10 protein-coding genes are annotated in these 12782 nt (G+C 32.8%); 7 read left to right on the top strand and 3 right to left on the bottom strand.

The genetic code is table 11. The annotated features are described in order from the left end of the window. Entirely contained in the window at positions 1-1014 is a 1014-nt protein-coding gene (locus tag MST30_RS03870; protein WP_243473092.1) for a PorP/SprF family type IX secretion system membrane protein, read from the top strand. Between the two features lie 45 nt (positions 1015-1059). Here the strand turns inward: MST30_RS03870 and MST30_RS03865 are convergent, their stop codons facing one another. Together MST30_RS03865 and MST30_RS03860 are read right to left on the bottom strand one after the other, a co-directional pair. Further along, positions 1060-2226 carry a vWA domain-containing protein gene (locus MST30_RS03865; protein WP_243473091.1) on the bottom strand — a complete coding sequence of 389 codons (1167 nt, stop codon included), beginning with the start codon at positions 2224-2226 and terminating at the stop codon, positions 1060-1062. Positions 2227-2231: 5 nt separating this feature from the next. After that, complete coding sequence (locus tag MST30_RS03860; RefSeq protein WP_243473090.1) at positions 2232-3263, bottom strand: SIMPL domain-containing protein; 1032 nt, start codon at positions 3261-3263, stop codon at positions 2232-2234. A gap of 212 nt (positions 3264-3475) precedes the next feature. On the opposite strand from MST30_RS03860, the gene MST30_RS03855 reads away from it, so the two are divergent. The 3 genes from MST30_RS03855 to MST30_RS03845 are packed head-to-tail and all read left to right on the top strand — an operon-like array spanning position 3476 to position 7041. Further along, the gene (locus MST30_RS03855) at positions 3476-5647 is read left to right on the top strand and encodes a histidine kinase (RefSeq protein WP_243473089.1); all 2172 of its coding nucleotides are present in this window, start codon (positions 3476-3478) and stop codon (positions 5645-5647) included. Between the two features lie 3 nt (positions 5648-5650). Continuing rightward, positions 5651-6385: a LytR/AlgR family response regulator transcription factor gene (locus MST30_RS03850; RefSeq protein ID WP_243473088.1), complete on the top strand. Its 735-nt coding sequence runs from the start codon at positions 5651-5653 to the stop codon at positions 6383-6385. Further along, positions 6385-7041, top strand: coding sequence for a class I SAM-dependent methyltransferase (locus MST30_RS03845; protein ID WP_243473087.1), 657 nt, complete (start codon positions 6385-6387; stop codon positions 7039-7041). The genes MST30_RS03850 and MST30_RS03845 overlap by 1 nt, the downstream gene beginning before the upstream one ends. 45 nt (positions 7042-7086) lie before the next feature. Here MST30_RS03845 and folK read toward each other — a convergent pair whose 3' ends face one another. After that, positions 7087-8214, bottom strand: coding sequence for a 2-amino-4-hydroxy-6-hydroxymethyldihydropteridine diphosphokinase (folK, locus tag MST30_RS03840; protein ID WP_243473086.1), 1128 nt, complete (start codon positions 8212-8214; stop codon positions 7087-7089). Between the two features lie 71 nt (positions 8215-8285). Between folK and MST30_RS03835 the strand changes: the two genes are divergently transcribed. The 3 genes from MST30_RS03835 to MST30_RS03825 all read left to right on the top strand — a co-directional run bounded on the left by MST30_RS03835 (position 8286) and on the right by MST30_RS03825 (position 12726). Beyond that, complete coding sequence (locus MST30_RS03835) at positions 8286-8990, top strand: queuosine precursor transporter (RefSeq protein WP_243473085.1); 705 nt, start codon at positions 8286-8288, stop codon at positions 8988-8990. Positions 8991-9086: 96 nt separating this feature from the next. Then, positions 9087-11750 carry an AsmA family protein gene (locus tag MST30_RS03830; protein WP_243473084.1) on the top strand — a complete coding sequence of 888 codons (2664 nt, stop codon included), beginning with the start codon at positions 9087-9089 and terminating at the stop codon, positions 11748-11750. A gap of 112 nt (positions 11751-11862) precedes the next feature. Further along, the gene (locus MST30_RS03825; RefSeq protein ID WP_243473083.1) at positions 11863-12726 is read left to right on the top strand and encodes a sigma-70 family RNA polymerase sigma factor; all 864 of its coding nucleotides are present in this window, start codon (positions 11863-11865) and stop codon (positions 12724-12726) included. The last annotated feature ends 56 nt before the right edge of the window (positions 12727-12782 follow it).

Raw genomic sequence — 12782 nt, 5'->3', positions numbered from 1 at the left:
ATGAGATTAAAAAAGTTTTGTTTAGTAGCATTTACAGTCTTAGTGGCAAATTTTAGTTTTGCTCAAGAAGGTGTTCCAATTTATTCTGATTATTTAACAGATAATTATTATTTAATACATCCTTCGATGGCAGGTGTTGCTAATTGTGCTAAGGTTAGATTAACAGCCAGACAGCAATGGTTTGGTGTAGATGATGCTCCTAGTTTGCAAACATTAAGTATTAATGGTAGAGTTGGAGATACACCTGTAGGTGTTGGTGGAATTTTATTTAACGACTCTAATGGTTATCATTCTACTTTAGGTGGATATGCTACTTTTGCATATCATTTAATGTTTTCTAGAAATGAAATTGACCTGAATATGTTGTCATTTGGTATCAATGCTGGGTTTCTACAGTACAAAGTAGATGCAAGTACATGGTTGGGGCCTGGAGATGAATTTGATCCATTAGCAACAAGCGGTACAGCGACTAATTTTAATATTGATGCTGGTTTCTCTTACCACTTTTTAGATTTTTATGCGCATTTTACGGCAAAGAATATTTTAGAAAATGATGGTATCAACTGGAATCGTAATGGGGATCAGTGGGAGTTTAGAAACTTAAGAACTTATCTGTTTTCTACAGGTTATACATTTAGCAAGTTTGGAAGTGATTGGAGTTATGAGCCTTCTATTATGTATATGTATAGAGATGCGACAGAAGAGTCTTCAATAGATATTAATGCTAAAGTCTACCGTGAAATGGATTTTGGTAAAGTTTGGGGTGGATTATCTTATAGACGTAGCTTAGATGGTGCAGAGTTTGTAGACGGTTCTGGGGTAAGTAGTCAGAAGTTACAATATTTCACGCCTTTTATTGGTGTAGATTATAACAATTTTGTGTTTGCTTACACATATTCATACCAAGCAAATACAGTAAACTTTAATACAGGAGGTTTCCATCAAATAACTTTAGGTTACAACTTTAATTGTAAGCGAGAGAAGTTTGAGTGTAATTGTCCTGCAATTAACTAAAACAAAAAAGGCTCGATTTTTTAATCGAGCCTTTTTTGTTATTGCCTATTCCCAAACATAGTTTTTGTTTTTAGCTTGGGTTTTTATGGCATTTACCATTGCATTTTCTAATCCATTATTTTTGTCGTCAGAGTTTTTAGCTATATATGTTTTACGCTTTATATTGAGTTCGGCAATTTCTTTTTGAAGCTTTTCGCGCTCAACTCTTTTCTTTTCAACATAAGATTTAATTTCTTCTTTAGATTTTCCTTTTAATTCGTCAGGTAATTGTTTTTCATCTAAATCTTCATAAGAAAAATCGGCTTCTTTTTCTGCATCAACTAAATCCCACGAGCTATTTTTGTAAAGTCTAGAGCTTTTGCTTACTGTTCTGCTGACAGCATTAGCTTTGTCATAACTCATGGCATTTAAGTCTTGTTGTGCCTGCATTTCCATCTTTTGTCTTCCTAAGTATCCATATGCAACATATGTTTTGTTTAGTTTCTCATTAAGTTCTAAAATTTTGTCATCATAAGGTGATGCTATGTGAACGGTAGCTTTATTATGATTAATAGCCATATAATCTCCATGTGTAAGATCTGCACCATCCTTCCAAAAACCAGAAATCCCTTGATTATAGTCTCCACAAAAAATAGTGTTTACCGTAACATCTTTTTGATGTGCAAGTTTAGAAGCTTCCTTGTAACTAACTGTTCCTTGCGTGTAAGGTTCATTTCCTGCGATAAAAATTAGTTTTAAATCATCTTCTTTATCTTCCCAATTAAGTTGGTCTAAAGCTGTTTTAATGACTTTACCACAGTATTCATTACCTCCTTTTGTAGTTAAAGAAAAAAGGGATTTAGAAATTTCATCTAAATCATCACTAAAGGCGAGTACTTGTCTTAAATACCCTTCATCTGCGTTAAGATTATCATTGCCATATTCATAGAGTGCAATTTTAAGATTAGGGTTTTGCTCCTCACATTTAGCATAAGAGAGTTCGTTTACAATTTCCCATAATTGCGCCTTAGCTTGGTCTATTAAACCGTCCATACTATTACTCGTGTCTAGTAATAATGCTACTTTAATTTCAGGTTTATCGGTTTTTAAATTTGTTTCAATCACTGTTTGATTGATGACGAGATTTTGCTCATTTTGTTTTGTGTTTGCATTGCAAGCAGTAAGGGATAGTATTCCCATCATTACAGCAAATGGTTTTGTTATTGCTTTCATAGTTGTTAATTTTTTGTATTTAATTCTTTTACATCTATAGTCCCATTTGGCGAAATCACATAGTATTTATGGTCAATTTCGGTTTTTGTAATAGTTTTTGGCTTTTGCTCTTTAGGTTTTGGTGTGTACAATAATTTTATATTCATTCCTATTTGAACAACAGGTTCTAATATTGATGGATTTACCACAATATCATACTGCTCATAGGTAAGTGGTTGGTAATAATAGGAGGTTTGTTTTTTAGCGCTACTAACACCTTTTTTGGTTTTTAGAGCTTCAAAAGAGACACTGTTGTATGCTTGGTAACTTTGGTAGAAATCTTTTGGAAAATAACAGTACTTATCATCCGCAATTTTAACATCGTAGCTAGCCATGTCAAAGCCTAAAGTTGTATAGTATGCTTTTTTATCTGCAATGAGTTTTAATAATTGATCTTGAAGATTTTTATAAACTTCCCGAATGTTTTCAATAAAATAATCAACCTTAACTAAATTGTATACTTCGCTTTTTGCACACGCTTCTAAAATGCCTTCAAATTGACTGGTTTTAGTAAATTGAATATGAATGTTTTGTTGCAGTTCAAACCCTTTTGGTACTTCAGTGTACGTTTTGCTGAATAGCTTTTTTGTGACTTCCACTTCGTATACAGGTACGAAAGAAATAACATCAATTGCAAAATCTTTTTCAGCAATTCCGAGAATGTTTAATCTGGTTTTAATATTGTCTATTCGCTCTTTCATAAGAGCGTTAGTAGATTCTGCAGTTTCGCCAATTTGAGACAGGTTAAAAACAGCTGTGTAAGTCGTGGCGCTTACGTTTTGTAATGCTTTGACATCTATTGTTAAAACATCACTTGGATGAAGCGTTTTGTTAATTTGACGTTGAACCGTTGGGTTGTATATGTTGGCATTTCCTGATGTTAAAATGTTTTGTCTGGAAATTTCTTGTGTAATTTGGTTGTAATTTCCTTTGTGTTGGGCTGTGGTATAGTTAGCACATAAAAACAGGAGCAAAAATGCTAGATTGATTTTTTTCATTTTGAATTTATTTTTTGATTAATGAATTGTAAAACTCTGCTGAAAAAAGAGAAGAAAAAATCTACAATGAGTAAAAGCGACTACTTAATGAGTGAAGTAAAATCTTAAATGAGTTAACTCTAATATTTTTCTACTTAAAAGACTATAAAATTGAAGTAGCCATTTTTTGATACCAAATAAAGTATGTAAGTTAGTCCTGTTAATACCTTATTTTGATAAAAATTAGTCACACATATAGCCTTATATTTTTCTTTCTATTTACGCTTTTGAGTTTTGGACAAAGCAATAACAACAAAACCAACAAGGACGAAGCATTTTTTACTGTTAGAGGATCGGTTTATTTGAAAGACACAAGAGAGCCAATAGATAATGTGAGTATTCAAATAAATAACGGCAAATATACACGTACTGACATCTTTGGAAAATTTGTAGTTAAGGCAAGAGTAGGAGATGAGCTTACTATAATGCATGGTGATTTTGATACAGTACACTATACGATCATAAGTGATGAACGCATTACTATATTAGTTGAAGAACCAAAGAACTCACGTTATATAAGTGGTCAAAAAAATGATGCTGGAAGACAATTTAACCAAATGATAGACTCAGCTGATGCGTACTTAAAGAAGGATGCCGCAAAGAGTATAAAATTTGTTGGCGATGCACTTAATTATGATGTGTCATCAAGGCAAAGTGCAGAAGCACATGAGCTTTTGGGTGATATTTATGTCTATTGGAAACAATATGACCTTGCTATATCTGCATATAAAGTAAGCCTCCAGAATTTTGAAATGCCTTCTTCAAAACTCAAATTGGCTAAGACATACATTGATAATGAAGAGTATCAAAAAAGTATAGATACTTATAAAAGCCTCAATGAAAAAGACTTGTCTAATTACGAAAAAACAGTTTTATATGAAGGACTTGGTGATGCATACTTAAAATTAAAAAATACGCAACAAGCCATAAGCTCTTATGAAAAGGGATTGGAGATTGCGAAGAAACATTTAATAGCTCCAAAGGTTACGGATTTAAACTCTAAAATAGCACAAGCGTATAACGCAAGAGGTGAAGTTGAAAAGGCAAAGGGTTTCTATAGCAATTCACTTAAGTTAGCAAAAAAAGAAAACAAAAAACGTGCTGTTGAGGAGCAGGTTAAAGTTGCTGAGTTTAATAGCTCTAATATGGAGTATGATAGTGAGATTGCACTTAGAAAAGATGTGTTAGAAACACTTGAAGACATAGAGAAGGACTCTATATTACCTAATGAAAGTCCTTTAACACCACAAAAGCAAAATTATAAACTAGGTAACGCCTATCTACTCAATAATGATTTAGAAAACGCCATTCCATCATTTAAAAAGAGTATTGAAGAAGCTGATAAAAAGGAAGACTTGGATGTAAAAAAAGATGCGACCAGAAAGCTGTCCGAAGCTTTAATTGATGCTGGTGATGCAGAAGAGGGACTTAAATGGCTGAATGAATACAAAAATACTGTTGATGAATTGTATGCTAAGAAGGTCCAAGAAATATCTCAAGCAGCTCGTTTTAGCAGAAACATAGCAGAGCAGCAAAACAGAATTACCACTTTAGAGAGCGACAGAGCGCTGTCTAAAAGCAAATATGACCTTACCCAAGAACGCAACAAACGACAACAGTTAATTATTTATTCCTTGCTTGGAGGATTGTTGCTGCTCTTAATTACAGGTTTTTTAATGTACAAATACATTAAGCAACAGCGTTTGGCTAACAATCTTTTGGCATTAAAGTCGCTGCGTAGTCAAATGAATCCGCACTTTATTTTTAATGCCTTAAACTCGGTGAATAGTTTTATTGCAACCAACGATGAGCGTACAGCAAATAAATATTTATCAGATTTTTCCCAGTTAATGCGTGCAGTATTAGAGAATAGTGAGGAAGATTTTATTCCACTAAAAAAGGAAATCGAATTGCTTCAGTTGTACACTAAACTAGAGCATTTTAGATTTCAAGATAAGTTTGAATATTCTATAGATGTTGATGACACTATAAATATTGAAGAATTTCAAATTCCACCAATGTTACTGCAACCTTATATCGAAAATGCAGTATGGCATGGTCTGCGTTACAAAAAAGAAAAAGGACATCTAAACATTTCCATAAAACCAAAATCAAAAGACGAAATTACCATTACCATTTCAGACGACGGAATAGGTAGAACGCGCTCTAAACAAATGAAGACCGAGAATCAGAAAAAGCAGAATTCTAAAGGGATGAACAACATCAAGAAGCGTGTAGCAATTTTAAACGAAATGTACAAAGACAAGGTAGATGTAACGATTGAAGATTATCAACAATCTGAAGATGCAGGTACCAAAGTTGTGGTGACTTTAAAAAAAGATTAAAAAATGAAACTAAACGCAATACTAGTAGAAGACGAAGAAACAAGCAGAGCTATTCTGCGAAATTATCTCAACAAATACTGCCCAAATATTTCAATTGTAGGCGAAGCTGCTAATGTTGAAGAAGCTTTGGTGCTGATTAGGAATAACGATTTAGACGTAGTCTTTTTAGATGTAGAAATGCCATATGGTAATGCGTTCGATTTATTAGATAAAGTTGGTCATATAGATTTTGAAACCATTTTTGTTACAGCTTATAATCATTATGCTATTGAAGCCTTAAATGCACATGCATCATACTACTTAATGAAGCCGATTTCTATAGATGAACTTATAAAAGCGGTTGATTATGTTACAGAAATAAAATCGAAAGAAGAAGCACTACAAGACCAGGTCTTGGTACCAAAAACCAACGCCGTAAATGGAAGAATCACTTTGCCACAACAGGATGGTTTTGAAGTTATAGAAACAGCAGATATTATGTATTGCAAAGCCGATGATAACTACACAGAAATCTACCTTAACAACAATAAGAAAAAGCTGGTAAGTAAAACTTTAAAATATATTGAAGAAAGTTTAAAAGACGGCAATTTTGCCAGAGTCCATAAGAGCTATTTGGTAAATGTAAATGAAGTGGTAAAGTATGTAAAAGGAAAAGGAGGAAGTGTCATTCTAAGTAACGGAAAAGAAATTATGGTATCTGCATCTAAAAAGGCTGAATTGTTGGCTTATTTTAAATAATGACCTCTAAAAAACAAAAAACACCATGGCCAACCAAAGCGGTTATGGAGCAGATTTATGAGCAGCATTTTTGGGGAGGAAACGATTCTGATTTCTACTCAGGTGAAGGCTCTCACAATCCCAAAATTATTCAGCCTTATATTGATGGTGTAACCGATTTTTTAAAATCACATAACGGTCAACTAACGGTTTGTGATTTGGGTTGTGGAGATTTTAATGTTGGTAAAGCTCTCGTTCAGTATACAAAAGCATATGTTGCTATAGATATCGTAGAAGGTTTAATTGAAAGAAATAAACAATTGTTTAAAGCTGACCATTTGACCTTCAAATGTCTGGATGTAGCTAAAGATGATCTACCAAAAGCAGACTGTGTGATTATTAGGCAAGTCTTTCAGCATTTATCTAATCTAGAAATTCAACAAATTTTAGACAAACTAAGTGCCTATAAATATCTCGTACTAACAGAGCATATTCCTGTTGGAGAATTTACACCGAATATTGATATTATCGCTAATAGCCATAACCGACTAAAACATCATAGCGGAGTAGATGTGTTAGCGGAACCTTTTAATTTCAGGGTTAAAGAATTTAAGATACTAAATGAGGTGATTTTAGAAAACAATAGTCAAATTGTAACAACTTTATTTACACTTTAGATTACAGTTATTATATGTTGAAATTATTTCAGAATGATGAAAATATTACGCATTTATTTTATTCAGCAACCACAGATAATCTTCACGATTTTTTACAAAATCCTTGTCAGAAATATCAATAATTTTTACGTTCAACTCGGTTTGGTTTCTTAAAAAGTTGAGATAGCCAGAATTGATCTTTTCAAGATAGTCGTCTTGTATGTCACTTTCGTATTTGCGACCACGCTTTTTTATGTTGGCTTGGAGGCGTTCGGTATTTTGGTAGAGGTAAACGTACAAATCTGGTCTGGCAATATCTTTATAGACTTGGTAAAACAATTTTCTGTATAACCTAAACTCATCATCAGCTAAGGTAACTTTAGAAAATATTAGTGATTTGTGTACATCGTAATCGCTTACCATAAAATCCTTAAAGAGATCTAGTTGCGATAAATCGTCACTAATTTGCTGGTAGCGATCTGCCAAAAAAGACATTTCTAGCGTAAAGGCATAGCGCTCAGGCTCTTTGTAAAACTTTGGTAAAAACGGATTATCAGCAAAACGCTCTAAAATCAATTTAGCATTAAAATCTTGCGCTATTTTATGAGATAAACTGGTTTTACCTGCGCCAATATTACCTTCAATAGCTATAAAATTATAGCTACCAAAATCAAAGCGCTTCATTGGGTTTTTAAGCCAGATTTTTATAGGTTCAATTTCAGACTCATCTTTACAATCATCTAGCAATTCACTAACTGTTTTCTGAAAAACAGGATGCTTGACGTCTTTGGCAATATTAGATAATGGTACTAAAACAAACTTACGCAGGTGTATGGCAGGATGTGGTATTATAAGCGACTTTTCATTGATGACTTCATCTTCGTAAAACAAGATGTCTAAATCAATCTCACGAGACTCATAAGTGTCAGATTTTTTGGTGGTTCTGCCTAAATCAGCTTCAATTTGCTTAAGGACTCTTAGTAGTTTTTTTGGTTTTAATTCGGTTTCAATCTTAATGCAAGCATTATAAAAATTATCACCTTCAAAACCTAAAGCAGGAGTTTCATAGACTTTAGAAATTTTACGGATTGTACCAACCCTTTCAAAAATAGCATCTATGGCTAGTTGCAAGTATTCTAACCTGTTGCCTTTGTTACTTCCTAATGCTATGTAAACGGATTTGCCTGCTGTCATGGAATTAGCAAAATAACTAAAACAAAAATTAATAGTTTATCTTTACTACAACAATTTATTAACCATTTTTAATGTCGTTAAAAGACAAGTTTTTAGCCCAACGCATCTATCTTTTACTCGGAAGTCTATTTATAACCTCTTTGGTGGTATCTAACCTCATTTTTCAGAAGTTTTTCTATTGGTATCCTGTAGATGTTGAGATTTTTGGAAGCAAATTGTTCGAAATTTCGGTAGGAATTCTGCCTTATCCAATTACATTTTTGATTACGGATTTAATCAGTGAGATTTATGGAAAAAAACGCGCTAACGATATTGTAGTCGCAGGTATTTTTGCATCCTTATTTTCGGTTGGTATTATTTTGGTTGCAGATAGCGTGCCTGCATTAGATAATTCGCCATTAAATAACGAGACTTTTAAGCTTGTTTTTAGTAAAACTATAATAGCTGTTGGGTCTAGTATGTTTGCCTATTTATTTGCTCAGTTTATAGATATTAGAATTTATCACTTCTGGAAAAACCTAACAAAAGGAAAACACCTTTGGTTGCGTAATAATTTTTCTACATGGATATCGCAGTTTGTAGATACATTGTCTATAATAAGTCTGTTGTGTTATTTTGAAGTTTTACCATGGTCTAGCTTTAAAGGATTATTGATTAGCGGATTTTTGTTCAAAGTCTTAGTGGCATTTTTTGATACTCCGTTTTTATATTTGGGTGTGTACCTCTTTAGAAGAAGATTTAAACTTAAGGTTAACGAAGAAATTGATCTCACCTAACTGTTATTAAATCATTAAAGTCTTCCTAAAGTTTCTTAAAAGCACAACTTTTCTTACCAACTTTGCGTATAATAAGTAAAGCTATACACTACAACCATGAAGAAATTTTTAAAGATTGTCGGAATCATTTTACTAATATTTATCGCTATTCTTATTGCAGTGCCATTTGTTTTAGAGTCTAAGATAGATGCTATTGTTCAAAATTATGCCGATGAAAATTTAGATGCAGATTTAAGTTTTGATGATGTTAGTTTAAGCCTAATTTCTAGTTTTCCTCATGCAGAAGTTAGTGTAGAAAATCTTAAAATTGTAAATAGAGCACCTTTTAAGGATGAAACTTTAGCTACAGCAAAAGCCTTGTCTTTTGAAATGCCTATTGGCGAGTTATTTAAAGGCTCAGACGAATCATTGGTGGTTAACGAAATTATAGCAGATGAGCTGTTGTTAACGCTAAAAACCAATAAAAACGGAACTACAAATTACGATATCGTAAAACAAGATGAAGACGCTTCAACAGCATCTGATTCTGAAGAACAATCTTCAGGCTTTAGTTTCGATATTCAAAACTATGAACTAAACAATAGTGCTTTTACTTACATAGACGAAGGATCTAATACTAGTTTATACGCAACAGAAGTTAACCATAACGGTAAAGGCATTTTTTCAGGTGAAAAGTCAGAATTGGATACTAAAACCGAAGCAAAAATTAGTATGTCTGTGGATAGTACTCAGTATTTTAGTAATAATAGTATAAAATTAGACGCCTTAATTGGTTTAGATTTGGAACAAAACAAATATACTTTCAAGGAAAATAAAGGCTTCATTAATGCATTACCATTAGAGTTTGAAGGTTTTGTGCAATTGGTAGATGAAGGACAGCAAATAGATATTACGTTTAAAAACCCAGAATCATCATTTAAAGATTTTTTAGCGGTAATACCAGAAGCCTATGCCAAGAATATAGAAAACGTAAACACAACCGGAAATTTCACAGTCAATGGTGTTATTAAAGGCTTAGTGTCTGAGGAAACTATACCAACATTAGATATCAATATGAAATCTGATAACGCGTCGTTCAAATATCCAGATTTACCAAAAAGTGTCAGAAACATTATGATAAATGCATCTGTAAAAAACACGACTGGAAATGTTGATGATACCTTTGTGGATATAGACCAATTAGACTTTAAAATTGATGAAGATGTATTTAAATCTGAAGCTCATATTAAAAATTTAACAGGCAACATGTTGGTAAATGCTAATTTAGATGGTGTTTTAAACTTAGCAAATATTACCAAAGCCTATCCTGTAGAATTAGAGAATCAGTTAAGCGGAATTCTAAAAGGAAAGTTGAATACGTCTTTCGATATGGATGCTATAGAAACTAATGCATATCAACGTATTAAAAACAACGGAAGCGTGTCTGTTACAGATTTTGTTTTTTCGTCTGAAGATATTGTAAATCCTATTCAAATAAATAAAGCTAACCTTACTTTTAAACCTGGTACGGTAAGCCTTAATAATTTTGATGCACAGACAGGTAAAAGTGATTTTTCGGCAACAGGTACTATTAATAATCTTTTAGGATTTTTATTGAGCGATAAAAAGCTTCAAGGAAACTTTAATGTAAATTCTAATACGTTTGCAATTTCAGATTTTATGGTTGAAGATGAGTCTGCCACAGAAACATCTAATAAGACTACATCAGATTCAGAGTCTCTCAAGATTCCAGACTTTTTAGACTGTACGATTACGGCAAATGCTAAAACTGTTATTTACGATAACCTGAATTTAAAAAACGTAAAAGGGCAGTTATCTATTAAAGACCAAAATGCCAATTTAAGCAATATGACTACAGATTTGTTCAATGGTCAGTTGGGTATTTCAGGTAATGTAAATACAAAAGAAGCTAAGCCAAAATTTGATATGAAATTAGCGATGCAGCAATTTGATATTTCTCAATCCTTTAAAGATCTGGAAATGCTTCAGGCTTTGGCTCCAATAGCAAAGGTTGTACAAGGAAAATTAAATTCCACTATTGATGTAAGTGGTCTTTTAGATGAAAATTTCTCCCCAGATTTAGCCACGATTTCAGGTAATGCCTTGGCTGAAATTTTAACTTCTAATGTAGATGTTAGTAAAAGCCCTTTACTGTCTGGTTTAGATAGTAAATTAGATTTTATAGACTTTAATCAGCTTCAAAAGGATATTAAAACTAAACTCAGTTTTGAAAATGGACAGGTTAGTGTAAAACCATTTACTTTAAAATATAAGGATATTCCAATAGAGGTTTCGGGTTCGCATAGTTTTTCAAACACAATGAATTATAGTGCGGTATTGCAAGTGCCAGCAAAATATTTGGGTAGCGATGTTAACCGATTGATTGGACAGATTAATGACTCAGAAGTGAACAAGATTTCAATTCCTGTTACGGCAAATATTGGAGGTACGTTTTCTAGCCCTTTAATTTCAACGGATTTAACAAGTGGTGTTTCTAGTCTTACCAGTCAGTTAATAGAAATTCAAAAACAGAAACTAGTAGGTAAGGGCAAGGATAAAATCAATGATTTGTTAGGTAATGTTTTGGGAGGAAATAGTAATGACACAAAAACAGATTCTACCAATGCTAATACAGATAGCACTAAGAAAGATCCTAAAGATGCAATTAAAGAAGGAGTTGGTAATGTTTTAGGTGGAATTCTAAATGGAAAAAAGAAGAAAAGCGATAAAAAGGCGCAAGATTCTACAAAAAAGGACTGATTCTGATTAAAACGGTTCGTTTTCAGTATTTAGTGTGTTAATAATTCCACAAAATTTTGGTTATCTGAAATATTTGATTATAATATAGGTTCACAAAATTTCAGAAAACTACATGAGGCAACTTAAGATTACCAAGCAGGTAACTAACAGAGAAGACAAATCACTAGACAAATACCTACAAGATATAAGTAAAATTCCTTTGATTACAGCAGACGAAGAAGTTGAGTTAGCACAACGTATCAAAAAAGGTGATCAAGAAGCTTTAGATAAACTAACTACAGCTAACTTAAGATTTGTGGTTTCGGTAGCAAAACAATATCAAAATCAAGGATTAAAACTTCCAGATTTAATAAATGAAGGTAACGCAGGATTGGTAAAAGCTGCAAAGCGTTTTGATGAAACTAGAGGTTTTAAATTTATTTCTTATGCGGTCTGGTGGATTAGACAAGCTATTTTACAAGCTTTGGCAGAGCAATCCCGTATTGTACGTTTACCGTTAAACAAGATTGGTACAATCAACAAAATCAACAAAACATTTTCTCATTTAGAGCAAATTCATCAGCGACCACCAAATGCTGAAGAAATTGCAAGAGAATTAGATATCAGTACTAGAGAGGTAAAACAATCTATGAAGAATTCTGGTCGTCATCTATCTATGGATGCGCCACTTAAAGAAGGTGAAACCTTTAGTCTTTATGATGTTGTAAGTGAGAGTGAATCTCCAAGACCAGATAAAGATTTAATGCAAGCATCTTTAAATACTGAAATAGAGCGTGCTTTAGATACATTAACTCAAAAGGAAAGTGATGTTATTCGTCTTAACTTTGGTATAGGTAATCAACCACCAATGACTTTAGAGGAAATAGGAAGTATTTATGACCTTACTAGAGAGCGTGTAAGACAAATCAGAGAAAAGGGGATAAGAAGATTACGCCACGCAAGTAAGAGTAAAATCTTAAAGACGTATCTGGGTTAGTTAACCACTCGTTTTTTGCTAAAATAAAAGAGTTAAAAATTTTAAATAATAATTTT

This window comes from Winogradskyella sp. MH6, assembly GCF_022810765.1.
Lineage (GTDB): Bacteria > Bacteroidota > Bacteroidia > Flavobacteriales > Flavobacteriaceae > Winogradskyella.
The sequence above is the reverse complement of the archived record's forward strand: the minus strand, read 5'-3'. Positions and strand labels throughout refer to the sequence as shown.